This window comes from Pantoea sp. S-LA4, from assembly GCF_054482835.1.
On sequence record NZ_JBTLRC010000002.1, the window covers coordinates 3,218,274 to 3,236,513 of the forward strand.

General features: G+C 57.6%; 14 protein-coding genes. 9 read left to right on the forward strand and 5 right to left on the reverse strand.

Going from position 1 to position 18,240, the window contains the following annotated elements; translation table 11 throughout:
* The first annotated feature begins 137 nt into the window (after window positions 1-137).
* Window positions 138-2,159, forward strand: a complete 2,022-nt coding sequence (locus tag ACX3P5_RS15895; RefSeq protein ID WP_458968981.1) for an oxidoreductase — start codon at window positions 138-140, stop codon at window positions 2,157-2,159.
* Here the strand turns inward: ACX3P5_RS15895 and rlmG are convergent, their stop codons facing one another.
* Window positions 2,160-3,278: a 23S rRNA (guanine(1835)-N(2))-methyltransferase RlmG gene (gene rlmG, locus ACX3P5_RS15900; protein ID WP_336756603.1), complete on the reverse strand. Its 1,119-nt coding sequence runs from the start codon at window positions 3,276-3,278 to the stop codon at window positions 2,160-2,162.
* A gap of 82 nt (window positions 3,279-3,360) precedes the next feature.
* Between rlmG and ACX3P5_RS15905 the strand changes: the two genes are divergently transcribed.
* Window positions 3,361-3,864, forward strand: a complete 504-nt coding sequence (locus ACX3P5_RS15905) for a M48 metallopeptidase family protein (RefSeq protein WP_233987059.1) — start codon at window positions 3,361-3,363, stop codon at window positions 3,862-3,864.
* On the opposite strand, the gene ACX3P5_RS15910 is transcribed toward ACX3P5_RS15905, so the two are convergent.
* Window positions 3,861-5,549, reverse strand: coding sequence for a chloride channel protein (locus ACX3P5_RS15910; RefSeq protein WP_458968982.1), 1,689 nt, complete (start codon window positions 5,547-5,549; stop codon window positions 3,861-3,863). The genes ACX3P5_RS15905 and ACX3P5_RS15910 overlap by 4 nt on opposite strands.
* Window positions 5,550-5,695: 146 nt before the next feature.
* Here ACX3P5_RS15910 and ACX3P5_RS15915 point away from each other — a divergent pair, with 146 nt between their 5' ends.
* The 3 genes from ACX3P5_RS15915 (at window position 5,696) to sstT (ending at window position 9,375) form a co-directional block, all read left to right on the forward strand.
* Window positions 5,696-6,682 carry a Gfo/Idh/MocA family protein gene (locus ACX3P5_RS15915; RefSeq protein ID WP_458968983.1) on the forward strand — a complete coding sequence of 329 codons (987 nt, stop codon included), beginning with the start codon at window positions 5,696-5,698 and terminating at the stop codon, window positions 6,680-6,682.
* 256 nt (window positions 6,683-6,938) lie between these two features.
* The gene (locus tag ACX3P5_RS15920) at window positions 6,939-7,907 is read left to right on the forward strand and encodes a TerC family protein (protein WP_233987056.1); all 969 of its coding nucleotides are present in this window, start codon (window positions 6,939-6,941) and stop codon (window positions 7,905-7,907) included.
* 235 nt (window positions 7,908-8,142) lie between these two features.
* Window positions 8,143-9,375, forward strand: a complete 1,233-nt coding sequence (gene sstT, locus ACX3P5_RS15925; RefSeq protein ID WP_458968984.1) for a serine/threonine transporter SstT — start codon at window positions 8,143-8,145, stop codon at window positions 9,373-9,375.
* 471 nt (window positions 9,376-9,846) lie between these two features.
* On the opposite strand, the gene ACX3P5_RS15930 is transcribed toward sstT, so the two are convergent.
* From ACX3P5_RS15930 to uxaC, 3 genes are read right to left on the reverse strand one after another with little or no spacing between them, the layout of a single operon-like run.
* Window positions 9,847-11,337 carry a UxaA family hydrolase gene (locus ACX3P5_RS15930; RefSeq protein ID WP_458968985.1) on the reverse strand — a complete coding sequence of 497 codons (1,491 nt, stop codon included), beginning with the start codon at window positions 11,335-11,337 and terminating at the stop codon, window positions 9,847-9,849.
* 4 nt (window positions 11,338-11,341) lie between these two features.
* Window positions 11,342-12,790, reverse strand: a complete 1,449-nt coding sequence (locus tag ACX3P5_RS15935) for a tagaturonate reductase (RefSeq protein ID WP_458968986.1) — start codon at window positions 12,788-12,790, stop codon at window positions 11,342-11,344.
* Window positions 12,791-12,792: 2 nt separating this feature from the next.
* Entirely contained in the window at window positions 12,793-14,208 is a 1,416-nt protein-coding gene (gene uxaC, locus ACX3P5_RS15940) for a glucuronate isomerase (RefSeq protein WP_233987052.1), read from the reverse strand.
* Between the two features lie 398 nt (window positions 14,209-14,606).
* Between uxaC and ACX3P5_RS15945 the strand changes: the two genes are divergently transcribed.
* From ACX3P5_RS15945 to mzrA, 4 genes are all read left to right on the forward strand, one after another.
* Complete coding sequence (locus tag ACX3P5_RS15945; RefSeq protein ID WP_233987051.1) at window positions 14,607-15,911, forward strand: MFS transporter; 1,305 nt, start codon at window positions 14,607-14,609, stop codon at window positions 15,909-15,911.
* 85 nt (window positions 15,912-15,996) lie between these two features.
* Window positions 15,997-16,773, forward strand: a complete 777-nt coding sequence (gene exuR, locus ACX3P5_RS15950; protein ID WP_233987050.1) for a transcriptional regulator ExuR — start codon at window positions 15,997-15,999, stop codon at window positions 16,771-16,773.
* Between the two features lie 323 nt (window positions 16,774-17,096).
* Window positions 17,097-17,771, forward strand: coding sequence for a DedA family protein (locus tag ACX3P5_RS15955; protein WP_031377213.1), 675 nt, complete (start codon window positions 17,097-17,099; stop codon window positions 17,769-17,771).
* On the forward strand, window positions 17,771-18,118 hold the full coding sequence (mzrA, locus tag ACX3P5_RS15960) for an EnvZ/OmpR regulon moderator MzrA (RefSeq protein WP_233987049.1): 348 nt from the start codon (window positions 17,771-17,773) through the stop codon (window positions 18,116-18,118). Before ACX3P5_RS15955 ends, mzrA begins: the two co-directional genes overlap by 1 nt.
* The last annotated feature ends 122 nt before the right edge of the window (window positions 18,119-18,240 follow it).

The following is an 18,240-nucleotide window of genomic DNA, read 5'->3' on the forward strand; positions in this document are numbered from 1 at the left end:
AACCTGACCGGACCTGGAAACGCGGCTTCGCCAGGCCGGTTATTTTTGATTTCACTCACACCCTGACATCCTTTCACTTTTTTTTAACACAGAAGAAGCTAGAGTCAACTCATCCGACCACTTCGACGTGAGTGATTATGACCCAGTTCAATCCACACTATCCCGCGCTGTTTACGCCACTGGATCTTGGCTTTACCCAGCTTAAAAACCGCTTTCTGATGGGGTCGATGCACACCGGACTGGAGGAACATCCGGATGGCGCTGCCCGGATGGCTGCGTTTTATGGCGAGCGGGCGCGTGAAGGCGTGGCGTTGATCGTCACCGGCGGCATCGCCCCGAATCCACAAGGCGTGACCACCGCACACGGCGCCATGCTCACCGACGAAACACAGTGTGACTGGCACCGGCAGATCACGGAGGCGGTGCATCAGCATCAGGGCAAAATCGCGTTGCAGATCCTGCACACCGGCCGCTACAGCTATCAGCCGGATCTGGTGGCACCTTCGGCCCGCCAGGCACCGATTAATCCCTTTACTCCGCAGGCGATGAGCGATGCCGACATCGAACAGACCATTGCTGATTTTGCCCGCTGCGCCCGGCTGGCTCAGCAGGCAGGCTACGATGGCGTAGAGATCATGGGCTCGGAAGGCTACCTGATTAATCAGTTTCTGGTGAAGCAGACGAATCAGCGCAGCGACCGCTGGGGCGGCGATTTCAGCCAGCGTATGCAGTTCGCGCTGGCGATCACCCGCGCGGTCCGTGCCGCTACCGGCGAGGCGTTTATCATTATTTTCCGCCTGTCGATGCTGGACCTGATCAAAGAAGGCAGCACGCTGGACGAGACCTTGCAGCTGGCGGGCGAGCTGGAGCAGTGCGGCGTGTCGCTGTTTAATACCGGCATTGGCTGGCATGAAGCGCGCATCCCGACCATCGCCACCTGCGTGCCGCGGGCGGCGTTTGCCTGGGTGACGCAGCGCCTGCGCGAGCAGGTGAAGGTACCGGTGATCGCCACCAACCGCATTAACCACCCCGCCGTCGCCGAGCAGCTGTTGCAGTCAGGCTGCGCCGATATGGTGTCGATGGCGCGTCCGTTTCTGGCCGATGCCGCCTTTGTCAGTAAAGCGCAGCGCGGCGACGATAACAGCATCAATACCTGCATTGCCTGTAATCAGGCCTGTCTCGACCAGGTTTTTGCCGGCAAGGTCACCTCATGCCTGGTCAATCCCCGCGCCTGCCATGAGTCGCTGATGCCGGTGATCGACACCACCACGCCGCGCCGTCTGGCGGTGGTGGGTGCCGGACCGGCCGGGATGGCGTTTGCCCTGCAGGCGGCGCAGCGCGGCCATCAGGTGACGCTTTACGATGCCGCGCCCGACATTGGCGGCCAGTTCAATATTGCCAGGCAGATCCCCGGTAAAGCGGAGTTCAGCGAAACGCTGCGCTACTTTCGTCATCAGCTGGCGGCGGCCGGTGTGCAGGTCGTCACCGGCCATCGGGTCGAGGCTGATCAGCTCAGCGAGGCCGATGAAGTGATTCTGGCGACCGGCATTCAGCCGCGCACACCCGATATTCCCGGCATCGATCACCCCAGCGTGCTCAGCTACCTTGAAGTGCTGCGCGATAAGCGCCCGGTAGGGCAACGGGTCGCCATTATTGGCGCGGGCGGAATCGGTTTTGACACCGCAGAATATCTGTCGCAGCCGCCGCATCAGGATGAACTGGCCGCCTTCTATCGCGAATGGGGCATCGATCGCAGTCTGAGCCAGCGTGGCGGCCTGATAACGCCGCAGCCGCCTGCCGCCACGCGGCAACTCTGGCTGTTGCAGCGCCGGGCTGGTAAACCCGGTGCCGGGCTGGCGAAAACCACCGGCTGGATCCATCGTACCAGCCTGAAGGCGCGCGGCGTGCAGATGTGGGGCGGCGTGGAGTATCTGGCGATTGATGATGCCGGGCTGCATCTGAAACGCGAGGGTGAAACTCTGCTGTTAGCGGTTGATAACGTTATTATCTGCGCCGGACAGGAACCGCAGCGCGAACTGGAAGCCGCGCTACGGGAAAGGGGTCAGAAAGTTACACTGATTGGCGGTGCCGATGTGGCGCAGGAACTGGATGCGCGCCGTGCCATCGCGCAGGCAACGCAGCTGGCGCTCAGCATCTGATTAGCGCATTTTTACCGCGCGCAGCACCACGAACTTCTGGTTCGAGGCGATCAGCGTGCAGTTGCCAAACAGCTTTTTCAGTTTGTGGTGATAATCGAGGTGGCGGTTGCCGACAATGCGCAGCTCGCCGCCATACTGAAGGCAGCGTTTGGCATCGCGGAACATCTGCCACGCCAGGTGATCGGTTACGGCATGTTGCTGATGGAATGGCGGATTGCACAGCACCGCGTGCAGACGATCGGACGGATAACCGCTCAGCACGTTGTTGACGCGGAACTGACAGCGGGCCAGATCTTCAGGCCGGTTCACTTCCACGTTGCGCTGGCTGGAGGCGACCGCCATATAAGATTCATCAAGGAAATGCACCTCGGCCTGCGGGTTCTGCTCCAGCGCCACCAGCCCTACCACGCCGTTACCACAACCGAGATCGACAATTTCACCCTCGATATTTTCCGGCAGATGCTGCACAAACAGCCGCGCACCAATATCCAGCGACGACCGTGAAAAGACGTTGGCGTAGTTGTGAATCTGATAAGGCGTGCCATCCAGCGGCCAGACCAGCGTCGGTTCGGCCTCACGCAACGCTGGCTGGGTGAACTGGCTGTAAATCAGCCGCGCTTTTTTCCACGCCAGCGAGGTGCGGGTTTCACCGATGATTTGCTCAAACAGCTGCAGCGTTGAATTATGGATCTCTTTGGCGCGGGCTGCGGCCAGGATCACCGTCTCTGGCGTCGCCACCTGACGAATAGCCCGCAGCTGATGCTCCAGCAGCGCCAGCGTTTTCGGCACCTTGATCAGCACCGCGGCCGGAGCCGCTGGCAGCGCGGCCAGGCTATCGAGGAAATGGACCTCGCCATCGTCCAGCGCATTTAACGCCAGGTTCTGCCGCGTCGCCTGCTGGCTCAGCCAGGAGTCACTGACGTGCCAGACGGTGCGCGGATTCAGTGCGCAGGTTAACGCGCCAAAGCTGTCGTTGAAGACCAGCACCGGGCCTTCCGGCAGCGTCTGCTGCAACAGATATTCATCAGCCGCATCCCAGGCTTGTAATGGACTTTCGTCACGCATCTGCGGGAAACGATGCAGGATCAGTGTGCGATCGTTCAGTTCAAGTTGGCTCATGAATTCTCCGGCGTGGTACACTTTGATGGATTTTCGCCCCAAAAAGGGGGCGCAGTATACTGTCTTTCGCCGGGAATCCCTAATGTCCTCACTGATCTACCTTCAGGGTTATCCTGCCCCTATTCTTGAGCAGGTTGAGACGTTGATCAGCCATCAGCGTTTAGGCGCATTTCTGCAGCAGCGCTATCCCGACACCCATAATGTGATGAGTGATAAAGCGCTGTATGACTACACCCTGGCGCTGAAAAACCGCTATATGCGCAACGCGCCGCCGATCAGTAAAGTGATCTGGGATAACAAAATCAAGGTGATGAAGCATGCGCTGGGTTTGCATACCGCCATTTCGCGGGTGCAGGGCGGCAACCTGAAGGCCAAGGCCGAAATCCGTATATCGACCTTTTTCCGCCTCGCGCCGGAACCGTTTCTGCGGATGATCGTGGTGCATGAGCTGGCGCACCTGAAAGAGAAGGATCACGATAAAGCGTTCTACCAGCTCTGCTGCCACATGGAGCCCGATTACCACCAGCTCGAATTTGACGCCCGCCTGTGGATGACCGATCAGGCGATGCGCGGTAACGCCGCTTAAAGAAACTCCTGCGCTTTCTGAATCAGGCTGGTTTTGGTCAGCGCCCCAAGAAAGCGCCGTTCCTGCGGATTGTTCAGCACCGGCAACCGTTCCAGCGTCACCGCCGCAAACGCCTCCCAGCCTTCGCGCATACTCTGGTTCTGGTAAACCACCGGAAACTCGTCATCCATCACGCACTGCACCGGTGAGTCGAGCGTGATCTCCTGCGCCAGCACCCGGCGGGAGATCTCATGGATCGAGACCACCCCCAGAAACGCCCCCACTTCATTGATCACATAGACGTAGCGTTCGCGCTTCAGCGAGCTGACCGCCAGCGCCTGGCCGACCGACTCGTGAGGCTGCAACGCCGCGCCGGGGATGATCAGCTCAGCGATGCGCATATTATCGAAATCATATTTGGCTTCGGAACGGTTGAAGTGATGGCTCACCACCGGATAGGTACTGGTCGATTGCAGCCGGTAGACCACCATCGACGCCAGCACCGAGGCGATCATCAGCGGGAACAGCAGACTGCTGTTGAGCGTCATCTCCAGCACCATCAGCATCGCCATTAACGGAGCCTGGCTGACGGCAGCCAGCACCGCTGCCATGCCAATCGCGGCATAGAGCAGCACATTGCCGAGCGGCAGATGCAGCGCTGCGCCGCCGCTGGCGATAATGACACCCAGCAAGGCGCCAATCAGTAATGAAGGGGTAAACAGGCCGCCGACCGCATTCGAGCCCACCGACAGGCTGGTGGCGAGCGTCTTGAGCAGCAGTAACAGCAGCAGCCCTGGCAGCAGATAGTGGCCCGCCATCACTTTGACGATCACTTCGTAACCGTTACCGAGAATATCGGTTGAGATCAGCGCCAGTAAACCGACCGCAAAGCCACCTGCCCCGAGCCGCAGCGGCAATGAAGCTACCTGGCTGAACAACCGCTTGCTGCGGGCAATCAGCTTAATCAGCAGCCAGCCGGCCAGACCGGCAACCAGACCAATCACCACCGTCATCACCAGGCTGCTGAGATCCATCCGGAAGCTGGCTTCCGCCAGCGGATAGAGCGCACTGCGAAAGCCCAGCGACCACATGGTCATCACCGCCACGGCCGAGGCGATAATCAGCGGTATCAGCCGCTGCAGCGCGGAAATACCGAAGGCAATCTCCGCCACAAAAATCGCTGACGCCAGCGGCGCGTGATAGACCGACGACAGTCCCGCCGCCGCCGCCATCGCCACCACGTCACTGTTTTTCAGGTTAAGCGACGCCGGCAGCACCCGGCCAATTGCGCTGCCGCACAGCGCCGACAGCTGCACCATCGGCCCCTCTTTCCCTATTGACGCGCCGCTACCGATGCTGGCAATGGAGGATAAGGCGCGAAAAAGCGAGGTTTTGGTCGGAACCGCATCGAGACGGGCATTTATCACCTCCAGGTAGTCGGTTTTCACCGTCTGTTGCTGCTCAATAGCGACCGCATAGCGCAGAAAATAACCCGCCAGCACCCCGCCGCCACCCACCAGCAGCGGCCAGAAGATCCACGGCCAGAGGTGAACGGATTCAGTGATTTCGCCGCCACTGGCGAACAGCAGATGATTAATAAGCTCAATTACGCCACGAAAAGCCAGCGTCACCAGCGATGCCGCGCACCCGACCGGGATGGCGATCAGTAAGGTGGTCCAGTTTAATGCGTGCTTACTTGCTTTCACCTGCGCTCCCTGTTTTGTCCCCGAAAATCATCGCGTCATCCTATTAGTGGAATGCGGATCGCAGGATCCGCTGCTGGCCGCACGGCCCCATTGCACCCGGCCAGAGAGATGTTACTCTGCCGCTTTACTTCTGCCGGAGAGATGACGTGATTCGTTTTGCCATTGTGGGAACAAATTGGATTACACGCCAGTTTATTGATGCCGCCCATGAAACCGGGGCAATGAAACTCTGTGCGGTCTATTCACGCAGTCAGCAGCAGGCGGAGGCGTTCAGCCACGATTATCGCTGTGAGCAGACCTTTACCTCGCTGGAGGCGCTGGCCGCCAGCCCGCAGATTGATGCGGTCTATCTTGCCAGTCCCAATGCTCTGCATTGCCAGCAGGCGCTGCTGTTTATGTCGCACGGCAAACATGTGATTTGTGAGAAACCACTGGCCTCGAATCTGCGAGAAGCGGAAGCGATGATCGCCTGCGCCCGTCAGCATCAGGTGGTCCTGTTTGAGGCCTTTAAAACCGCCAGCCTGCCTAACTTTATCCGGCTGCAACAGGCGCTGCCTGATGTGGGTAAGTTGCGTAAAGCATTGCTGAGCTACTGTCAGTACTCCTCACGTTATCCGCGCTATCTCAACGGCGAGAACCCCAACACCTTTGATCCGCGCTGGTCCAACGGCTCGATTATGGATATCGGCTATTACTGTCTGGCGTCGGCGGTGGCGCTGTGGGGCGAACCACAGCGGGTACAGGCCACGGCCACGCTGCTGGAGAGCGGCGTTGACGCGCACGGCGTGGTGGTGCTGAGCTACGGCGATTTTGACGTGACGATCCTGCACTCCAAGGTGAGTGATTCTTCCCTGCCGAGTGAGATTCAGGGCGAAGCGGGTGCGCTGGTGATTGAAAAATTCTCCGAGTGTCAGAAACTCACCTTCATCCCGCGCGGCGCGGAAAAACAGGCGCTGAGCCAGCCGCAGCATATCAATACCATGCTGTATGAAGCTGAGACTTTTGTCCGGCTGGTTGAGCAGCAGCAGGTGGACCATCCGGCACTGGAGGTTTCACGCATTACCGCCGCGCTGCTGACTGAGATTCGCCGCCAGACCGGCGTGGAATTTCCAGCCGATCGGCTGTCAGTGTAAATATTTCTAAATATTAACGACAATGATTGATTCCTGACCGGCTAAGCCGTAACTTACGCCTCTGCAAAGGGGAGTAACTTGTAAGCTGATTGATCGTCACTACGTTGCGAAAGCATCCGGTCATCAGGCAACCCGGAATTGATTCTGAGTTGTAAGTGAGACCTTGCCGGAAGGCGAGGTTTGCTTACAACAAAATAAGCGGCTGACGTCTTCTGACTTCAGCCGTTTTTTTTTATTTTTCAGACAGGATACGAATATGCAAACTGTGGGTACGCCATTACTCTGGGGCAGCTTCGCGGTTGTGGTGCTGATTATGCTGGCCATCGACCTGCTATTGCAGGGACGCCGCGGCGCGCAAACCATGACTTTCAAACAGGCCGCCGTCTGGTCGCTGGTCTGGGTGTCAGTTTCGCTGCTGTTCAGCGCCGCGTTCTGGTGGTATCTGGAAGGCAGCGCCGGGCGCGAAGTCGCTAACACTCAGACCCTCGCCTTCCTCACCGGCTACGTGCTGGAAAAAGCGCTGGCAGTAGATAACGTCTTTGTCTGGTTAATGCTGTTCAGCTACTTCTCGATTCCGGCGAACCTGCAACGCCGCGTATTGATCTACGGGGTATTAGGCGCCATCGTGCTGCGTACCATTATGATCTTCGCGGGCAGCTGGCTGGTAACGCAGTTTAGCTGGATCCTCTACGTCTTCGGCGCGTTCCTGCTGTTTACCGGTATTAAAATGGCGATGGCGAAAGAGGACGATCACGCAGTAGGCGACAAGCCGGTGGTGCGCTGGCTGCGTAAGCACTTACGCATGACCGACGCGCTTGATGGCGAGAAGTTCTTCACCCGCAAAAATGGTGTGCTGTTTGCAACGCCGCTGCTGCTGGTGCTGATTATGGTGGAACTGAGCGATGTTATCTTCGCCGTCGACAGTATCCCCGCGATCTTCGCCGTGACCACTGACCCGTTTATCGTGCTGACCTCAAACCTGTTCGCGATTCTCGGCTTGCGTGCCATGTACTTCCTGCTGGCTAACGTGGCAGAGCGCTTCTCGATGCTGAAATATGGCCTGGCCATCGTGCTGGTGTTCATTGGTATTAAGATGCTGATTGTCGATATCTACCACATTCCGGTCGGTATCTCTCTGAGCGTCGTCGGCCTGATTCTGGCGTCAACCCTGCTGATTAATGCCTGGGTTAACCGCAAAAGAGACCAGAAAAAGATCGCACCATAATTACCTACAGGGGCAGCGGATGCCCCTGTTTTATTTTGCCGCCACCAGCAGCGACATTTCATACCTCTGTCACACTTCCCATATCCAGCATAATAAAAACCCGACATCCGCCACACTGGCAGAATTATCTCTTTTCTCATGCGATCTTTTCCTTATACTCCGCCGGGCAAACCGCTTTAGCCGCTGCAAAACATCGCCGCTAAAACTACATCCGCGACAAAATATAGAAAATACTATGCAGAAAACTCTCTCCTCACGTCTGGGCGCGCTATTTACAGGCAGCCTGGTGAAGCAAATCATGGTTGGGCTGATCGCCGGTGTGGCGCTCGCCTGGATTTCTCGCGATGCGGCGCTGGCCGTTGGGCTGCTGGGCGACCTGTTTGTCAGTGCGCTGAAAGCGGTGGCACCGCTGCTGGTCCTGATGCTGGTGATCGCCTCTATCGCTAACCACCAGCATGGCCAGAAGAGCAATATCCGGCCGATTATTGTGCTCTATCTGCTGAGTACATTTTTCGCGGCCGTGGTGGCGGTGGTGTTCAGCCATCTGGTGCCGCAGACGCTGACCCTGGCGGCTGGCAGTACCGAAATCACGCCGCCTTCCGGCATCACTGAAGTGCTGCGTGGCCTGCTGATGAGCATGGTGGCCAATCCGATCACGGCACTGATGAACGCTAACTACATCGGCATTCTGGTGTGGGCGGTGGGTCTTGGACTGGCGTTTCGTCACAGCAGTGACACCACCCGCACCTTACTCAATGATGCGTCTCATGCGGTGACCTGGCTGGTTCGCTGCGTTATTCGCTGCGCGCCGGTGGGTATTTTCGGTCTGGTGGCCTCGATTCTCGCCTCAACTGGCTTTGGCGCGCTGTGGCAATACGCTCATCTGCTGACGCTGTTAATCGGCTGCATGCTGCTGATGGCGCTGGTGGTGAACCCCTTGCTGGTGTTCAGCAAAATTCGTCGCAACCCTTATCCGCTGGTGTTTACCTGCCTGCGTGAAAGCGGCGTCACCGCCTTCTTTACCCGCAGTTCGGCCGCCAATATTCCGGTGAATATGGCGCTGGCGAAACGTCTGGGGCTGGATGAAGATACCTATTCGGTCTCCATTCCGCTGGGCGCGACCATCAGTATGGCGGGCGCATCAATCACCATTACGGTATTGACGCTGGCGGCGGTGAATACGCTGGGCATCAGCATTGATGTGCCGACCGCGATTCTGCTCAGCCTGGTCGCTTCGCTGTGTGCCTGTGGCGCGTCGGGTGTTGCGGGCGGTTCGCTGCTGCTGATCCCGGTAGCCTGTAATATGTTTGGCATTCCTAACGATCTGGCGATGCAGGTGGTGGCGGTCGGCTTCATTATCGGGGTACTGCAGGACTCAGCGGAAACCGCGCTGAACTCCTCTACCGACATTCTGTTTACCGCCGCGGTCTGTCAGGCGGAAGCCGAACGCGAACCGCGTCGCGCGTAATCAGCAGCGGTAAAAAGCAGCAAAAAGGCGGCTCGTGCAGGCCTGATGCTGATCAGTTAAGGTTAACTTTGCAAAGGCTGCCGCGGTCAAACGTGGCAGCTTTTTTTTGCGCGAGCGTGCCGGAGTGCGGGCCTGAGCGCCCTTTTTAACAACACGCACTGAAGCTTCAGAGCAGGCTGGGGTTGGGCAGGGGCAGGCAATCCGCAGCGCTGAACAGAATGAGTCTGTCAGGAGAGCCCGCAGGACGCGGGCGAAAGGCGGGGCGGCACAGGATGTGCCATCCCCGGCGGTCCGTCAGGCAGGCGAATGAAGTGAAGGAACCGCGCAGCGGCGCGAGGACCGCCAGCCCCTGAACGGCACCAGACTGCGTTATCACCGGTCGCTTAACTGACGGGCATTAGCCCATGCAGGCCGTCTTTTTATATTCAACGGTATAGCGCGCCAGCGCTGACAACGGCGAGTTTTGCCAGCTTACAGCGTTACCCCACTTTTGAAGATCGCCAGCTCGCGGAAGTCGTTCTTTTCGTTGTTGGTGAGCTGACCATTGGCAATCGCCACAATGGTATCCACGAAATCTTCCAGCATCTGATCCATGCTCATGCCATCAATCAGCCGTCCGGCATCAAAATCGATCCAGTGCGGTTTTTTCTCGGCCAGCGGCGTGTTGGTTGCCAGCTTCACCGTCGGGACAAAGCCGCCATACGGCGTGCCGCGCCCGGTACTGAACAGCACCATGTGGCAGCCGGCACCGGCAAGAGCACTGGTGGCCACCGCGTCGTTGCCTGGCGCGCTCAACAGATTGAGGCCCGGCGTTTTCAGCCGCTCACCATACTTCAGCACATCCACAACCTGGCTTTGCCCCGCTTTCTGGGTGCAGCCGAGTGACTTCTCTTCCAGCGTGGTAATGCCGCCCGCTTTATTACCCGGTGACGGATTTTCATAGATCGGCTGCTGATGATCGATAAAGTACTGCTTGAAGTCGTTGATCATCGCGACCGTTTTACCGAAGATCGCCTCGTCACGGCAGCGGCTCATCAGAATGCGTTCCGCACCAAACATCTCCGGCACTTCGGTCAGCACGGTGGTGCCACCGTTGGCGATCATCTGATCAGAGAAGCGCCCCAGCAACGGATTGGCGGTGATCCCTGAAAAACCATCTGATCCACCGCACTCCAGACCGAATTTCAGCTCGCTGAGCTTGCCTGGCTCACGCTGGTCATGGCGCATTTTTTCATACAGCGCATGCAGGCGTTCCACTCCGGCTTCCACTTCGTCGTCATGCTGCTGGCAGACCATAAATTCAACCCGGTCGCTCTCAAACGCACCCAGCGTGTCGCGAAACGCATCAACCTGATTGTTCTCGCAGCCGAGTCCAATCACCAGCACCGCACCCGCGTTCGGATGACGTACCATGTTTTGCAACATGGTACGGGTATTTTCATGATCCTGGCCCAGCTGAGAACAGCCGAAGGTGTGGCTGAACAGGAAGGCACCATCGATATCTTCCGCCTGCTGCGTCTCTTTCAGGAAACGTTGCAGGATCTGTCGGGCAATGCCATTGACGCAGCCGACAGTCGGCAGGATCCATAACTCATTGCGGATACCGACCTCGCCATTTGCGCGACGATAGATCTGCACTTCGCGATCGCCCGGCTGCGGCGGTATGGTCACGAAGTCTGGCAGGTACTGATACTGATCCAGATCGCTGAGGTTGGTTCGGGCGTTCTGTGAATGGATCAGCTCACCCGCCACGATCGGCTGGGTTGCATGGGCGATCGGTAAACCATATTTGATCACCAGCTCGCCCTGAGCGATCGGCTGCAGGGCAAACTTATGCCCGCGCCCGACCGCCTGTTGCAGCGCCACGGAGAGCGCAGAGACCTCGATGGTGGCGCCAGCGTCTAAGTCACGCAACGCCACGGCGACGTTGTCGCGGGAATGTATTTTAATTGCGTCTTGCATAGCGTTATCTCAGTTGACTCAGCGCCTCACGCATTCCGTGGGCGATGATGTTTTGCAGGTGTCGGGCCACCACAGCCACCAGTCCGGGTCGCTGGGTTAAATCTTCGCCCCAGTGTTGCGTATCGCTTAGTACGCTCTGCACCAGTTGCTCCGGTGAAATCTGATCTGCCTGCAGCGCCGTCCATCCTTCGGCGTAGCGCTGCAGCCAGTGTGCATCATCCTGCAGCGGCCAGCTTTTTTCTGCCGATTCGCCGCGATAAAAAGCGATCAGCGCCGCTAGCGCAAAGGTAATGCGGGTTGGCCATTCGCCGTTTTGCTGATGCGCAGCCAGCAACGGTGTCAGCAGCCGGGTGCGGAATTTAGTCATGCCATTCAGCGCAATCGACAACAGCGCATGGCGAATAAACGGATTGCGGAACCGGCACTGCACCGCATCGGCAAAAGCGTGCAGCTCGCTGGCGGGCAGGTCGAGCGTCGGGATCACTTCGTCACGCAGCAGTCCATCGACGAAACCGGCAATCGCCGGATCGTCCATCGCCTCACCAACGCTCTCCAGCCCGGCGAGAAACGCCACCGGTACCATCGCGGTGTGCGCACCGTTGAGGATGGCTACCTTCTGCGCTTTATAGGGCGCAATGTCATCGACGTGGCGCACCTGCGGTGCCAGCGCGTTCAGCTTCAGCTCGGTAAACAGCGCCGACGGCCCCTGAATCACAAACTGGTAGTAGACTTCACCCGCCACCAGATAACGATCTTCGTAGCCCAGTTCCGCTTCAATCTGCGCGCTTTCGGCCGGGAAGCCGGTAACGATGCGGTCCACCAGCGTGTTGTAGAAAGCACAATGCTGATGAACCCAGGTGTTAAATTCTGACGGCAGATGCCAGTGATCGGCGTAGCGCAGCACCCTATCGCGCAGCGTATCGCCGTTATGGTCAATCAGCTCGCACGGCACCACCAGCCAGCCCTTGTCGCTGGCTCCGCCGAAGTGGGAATAGCGCGCCCACAGCAGCTGCGTCAGTTTGCCAGGGAAACTGCTGGCAGGCTGGTCGGTGAGTTGATCCGTCCCGACAAAGGCGATACCCGCCTCGGTGGTATTGGAAAATACCATCCGCAGATCGGGGTTGTGCGCCAGCGCCATAAAATCCCCGAACTGCTGATAAGGCTGAATCTCGCGGTTCAGGCTCCGAATCAGCCGGGTTTCGCTCACCGACTCGCCCTGGTCGTTCAGACCGCGAATCAGCGTGGTGTAGAGACCATCCTGCTGATTCAGGCTATCGCTGACCTCACGGTTACGCGGCCGCACCACCACGATCCCGGCATCGGTGCCCTGATGTTCGTTAAGCCAGTCAATCTGCCAGTCAATAAAGGCGCGCAGAAAGTTTCCTTCGCCGAACTGGATCACCCGGTCGCGATAGACCGCACCCGGAAAGTCGTGACGGTTTAGCCTTTTCATTCTCAGGCTCCCAGCTCAATGCCAAAGTAATCGCGGGCATTGTTGAAGCAGATGTTTTGCACCATCTCGCCTAACAACGCCTCATCCGCTGGCGCTTCGCCCTGCTCTACCCAGCGACCGATCATCTGGCACAGCAGACGACGGAAATATTCGTGACGGGTATAGGAGAGGAAGCTGCGGCTGTCGGTCAGCATCCCGACGAAGCGGCTGAGTAAACCGATCTGCGCCAGTTGAGTCATCTGACGCTGCATACCATCCAGCTGGTCGTTGAACCACCAGGCTGAACCGAACTGCATCTTGCCGGCCTGACCTTCGCCCTGGAAGTTGCCTGCCATGGTCGCCAGCACTTCGTTGTCGCGCGGATTCAGGCAATACAGGATAGTTTTTGGCAGCGCATTGTTGAGGTTCTGCGCCCCCAGCAGGCGGGCCAGCGGTTCCGCCAGCGGCTGATCGTTGATCGAGTCGAAGCCGACATCCGGCCCTAACAGCTGATACTGACGCGGGTTGGTGTTGCGTAACGCGCCAATGTGATACTGCTGCACCCAGCCGCGACGGGCATATTCACTGCCCAGCCATACCAGCACGGCAGTTTTGAACTGGGCGGTCTCGTGCGGGTCAGGTGCGGCACCGCTGCGGCGGCGAGCCAGAATGGCGTCCAGCGTGGCGTCGTCCGCCTCGGCATAGCAGACCACGTCCAGCGCGTGATCGGAGACTTTACAGCCGTGCGCCGCAAAGTGATCCAGCCGCTGATTAAGTGCACTACGCAGATCGTCAAAACGCTGCACGCTGATGTCAGTCAACTGCTCCAGCGTCTCAATCCACGGCAGGAAAGTTTCCGCTTCGATATTGAAGGCTTTGTCCGGCCGCCAGCTCGGCAGCACTTTGACCGTGAAGCTGCTGTCCTGTGCCAGTGCGTGGTGATGACGCAAATCGTCCAGTGGATCGTCGGTGGTGCCGACCATCTTCACCTTCATCTGCTGCATGATGCCGCGCGTGGTAAAGCTGTCCTGCGCCAGCAGTTCGTTGCAGCGATGCCAGATGTTATCCGCGGTTTTTTCCGACAGCAGCGTATCGGTAATGCCGAAAGGCCGGCGCAATTCCAGATGGGTCCAGTGATAGAGCGGGTTGCCGATGGTATGCGGCACGGTGCGCGCCCAGGCATCAAACTTTTCACGATCGCTGGCATCACCGGTACAGAACGCCTCCGGTACGCCGTTGGCGCGCATCGCCCGCCACTTGTAGTGATCGCCTTTCAGCCAGATGTCATAAAGGTTTGCGAAGCGATAATTTTCGGCAATCTGCTGCGGCGGCAGGTGGCAGTGATAGTCGAAAATCGGCTGATCCTTCGCGTAGTCGTGATAGAGACGACGGGCGAACTCGTTATCCAGCAAAAAATCCTCGGTCATAAAACGCGACATAGCAACATCCTCATCAACTGAACCGCTAATGGCCCAAAGTTATCATACCAATTTAAGCCCGCTGCGGATTTATTTGCGATCCTGCTCACATAAACGGCGTTCTCTGTCGACGGTTATGGACACTTTTGTCGGCTGTAGCGTGCTAAATGGCTGTCATTTCGCAGGTTTCCAGTATCCCACAGCGCAGAAAGGGTTTTTGTGATGGCTCTCAACTTTTAAAGTTGTATAACAAGTTAGGCTCTCGCTCCATCGTGAGGGTGTTTTGACTCACAAACGGCAAGGTCAGTTAAAGGTCGCTCAGACAGGACCTGCGGGCGTGAGCAGAGCTGCATCACGAGCTGTCCCGCTCCAGATAACAACAGCGGCAAGACCGCATACAGAACTGGAAGAGGTAGAGGATGCGTAAAATCAAAGGGTTACGCTGGTACATGATTGGACTGGTAACGCTCGGCACGGTGTTAGGCTACCTGACCCGTAACACTATCGCGGTGGCAGCACCCACGCTACAAACTGAGCTGCATATCACCACGCAGCAATACTCCTACATCGTGGCGGCCTATTCGGCCTGCTACACATTGATGCAACCGGTGGCGGGCTACGTACTTGATCTGCTCGGCACCAAAGTCGGATATGCGGTATTTGCCGTGCTGTGGGCCATCTTCTGCGCCGCAACAGCGATGGCTGGCAGCTGGGGCGGTTTCGCGCTGGCACGCGGTGCGGTCGGCGCGGCGGAAGCGGCGATGATCCCGGCGGGGCTGAAAGCCAGCAGCGAATGGTTTCCGGCTAAAGAGCGCTCGGTCGCGGTCGGTTACTTTAACGTCGGCTCCTCTATCGGGGCGATGCTGGCACCGCCGCTGGTAGTGTGGGCGATTATGGCGCACAGCTGGCAGATGGCCTTTATCATCACCGGCGTCCTGAGCATGGCCTGGGCGTTATGCTGGCTGGTGTTCTATAAGCACCCGAAACAGCAGACTAAACTCAGCGATGAGGAGCGCGACTACATCATTTCCGGTCAGGAAGCGCAGCATCAGACCGGTAACACGCGCAAAATGTCGGCGCTGGAAATTATCCGTAACCGTCAGTTCTGGGGCATTGCGCTGCCGCGTTTTCTGGCTGAACCGGCCTGGGGTACCTTCAACGCCTGGATCCCGCTGTTCATGTTTAAGGTTTACGGTTTCAATCTGAAAGAGATTGCGCTGTTTGCCTGGATGCCGATGCTGTTTGCCGACTTTGGCTGCATTATTGGCGGCTATCTGCCACCGCTGTTTCAGCGCTGGTTCGGCGTTAACCTGATCGTTTCACGTAAACTGGTGGTGACGATGGGTGCGGTGTTAATGATTGCACCTGGCACTATCGGCCTGTTTACCAGCCCGTATGTGGCTATCGCTCTGCTGTGCGTCGGCGGTTTTGCTCACCAGGCGCTCTCGGGTGCCCTGATTACCCTCTCCTCTGACGTGTTTGGCCGCAACGAAGTCGCCACCGCCAATGGCTTAACCGGCATGGCAGCCTGGACTGCCAGCACCATGTTTGCGCTGGTGGTCGGCGCGCTGGCGGATACGCTGGGCTTCAGTCCACTGTTCGCCGCGCTGGCGGTATTCGATCTGCTGGGTGCCGTGGTGATCTGGACCGTATTGAAAAATAAACCGATTTCAGAGCTCACGCCTGCGGTAACCGCGCCACAGGGTGCAGTGGTTCGCAGCTAACCTGCCGGGCTGGCGCAAGCCAGCCCATTTCCTCGCCCGTCATGAAGTGGTATAACAACTCACTGTTTGTTACCTGGACTGTGCTATGGACCTCACTGAATCCCGTCGACTCTATCAACAGCTGGCCAGCGAGCTGAAACGCCGCATTGAAGCCGGGATCTATCCGATCGGCGAAAAGCTGCCTGCCGAGCGTCTGATTGCTGAGGAGATGGAGGTCAGCCGCACCGTGGTTCGTGAAGCGATCATCATGCTGGAAGTCGAAGGCTATGTTGAGGTGCGCAAAGGATCGGGTATCCATGTGATGGCCAGCCAGCAGCAGCATCGCATTGCTCCCACCAGCAGCCTGCTGGAGTTCGCCACTTTCGGCCCGTTCGAGTTACTGCAGGCTCGTCAGCTGATCGAAAGTAACGTCGCCGAGTTCGCCGCTACCCAGGTGACGCGTCAGGATATTATTGACCTGATGGCGATTCAGGAGAAGGCACGTCAGGAAGATCATTTTCGCGACTCTGAATGGGATATGCAGTTCCACGTTCGTATTGCCCAGTCGACCCAGAACAGCGCGTTAGCCGCCATTGTTGAAAAAATGTGGCTGCATCGCCTGCACAATCCTTACTGGCTCAAACTCCACGAGCACATCGATCAGCGCAGCATCCTCAGCTGGTGCGACGACCACGATCAAATCCTCAAAGCCCTGATGCGTAAAGATCCGGCCGCCAGTAAACTGGCGATGTGGCAACATCTGGAAAATACTAAACAGATGCTGTTCAATGCCACGGCGGATGACTTCGAATTTAACGTTGACCGTTACATGTTTGGTGAAAATCCGGTCATCCTGCCTGACGGGTCGAATAACGCCCGCTAACCGTGGTTAAAAAGCGCTCAACATGGTCAGTTAATCTGCAATAGTGTCAGGTCATGTAAAGCTCCTTTTTACACGCCGTTTCACAAGGTAAAACTCCTGTTCGCCGACGAGTTTTCCTGTCTCGGACAGGTGATTTTTGTTACAGTTATCGCCCTTTTCTTACCCTTTGCGACAGGGGTTTATAAAGTCGCTGATTTAACGATCAATTCTGGAAGGATCCGGAAAATCCTGCCCAGGCTGCGCGCCTAAAATTTACAACTAACTGCCAGTCTGTGCTCAAGTCCCGGTGGGACATGTTTAACAATGATGTTCAGGAAAGATTGATGGATATTTTGCAAGCGTTGCTGCATGCCTTGTGGCAACAGGACTACGAAACGCTTTCCGACCCCACGCTGGTATGGGCCATTTACGGCGTGCTGTTCATGATTCTGTTTCTGGAGAATGGCCTGCTGCCCGCCGCATTTTTACCAGGCGACAGTCTGCTGATTCTGGTCGGCGTACTGATTGCCAAAGGCACCATGAGTTTTCCGCTAACCATTCTGGTGCTGACCACCGGCGCCAGCCTGGGATGCTGGGTGAGCTATATTCAGGGCCGCTGGCTGGGTAATACGCCCACGGTGCAAAAATGGTTGTCACACCTGCCCGCCCAGTACCATCTTCGCGCCCACAGCCTGTTTCACCGGCACGGGTTATCTGCCCTGCTGATTGGCCGCTTTATCGCTTTTGTCCGTACTCTGCTGCCGACCATCGCCGGATTGTCCGGTCTGAGCAATGCCCGCTTTCAGTTCTTCAACTGGGTCAGCGCCTTCCTCTGGGTCGTCATTTTAACCGTGCTGGGCTTTGCCCTGGGCAAAACGCCGATTTTCCGCCGTTATGAGGATGAGCTGATGTTCTTCCTGATGATGCTGCCGCTGGCGCTGCTGGTGTTTGGCCTGGTGGGATCGCTGGTGGTGTTGTGGCGTAAACGACAGGCGGATCAAAACGGGAAAGCTGAGTAATGAAATTACTACAGGCTATTCCGAAACGGTGGTTACCCTGGGTGATCGCGGGCGTGTTTGCGCTGATTGCGATTGGCGTGGCGCCAACCCTGATGCGCCATGAAACGGTGGTGCAGATTCGCGTTTCCCATGCGGGCGCGACCCTGCCCGACGGCTTCTACCTCTACCAACAGCTCAGCGCTCAGGGGATTCGCATCAAAAGTATCACCCCATCTGGCGACGCGCTGATTATTCATTTCGACAGTGAAGAACAGAGTCTGGCGGCGCAAAAAGTGTTGCGTCGTCTGTTGCCTCAGGGCTTTATTGTGGCGCAGCACGAACAGTCTCAACGCCTGTCGCTGGCCTGATCTTCCCTTCCTCGCTGTTCGCACCTCAGACCCTGCCCACAGGGTTCGGGTCTGAGGTGAACTCTATCTCCCGGTGTTCTTTGAACTTTTTACCGCTGATGTCTATGCTTAACCGAGAGTTG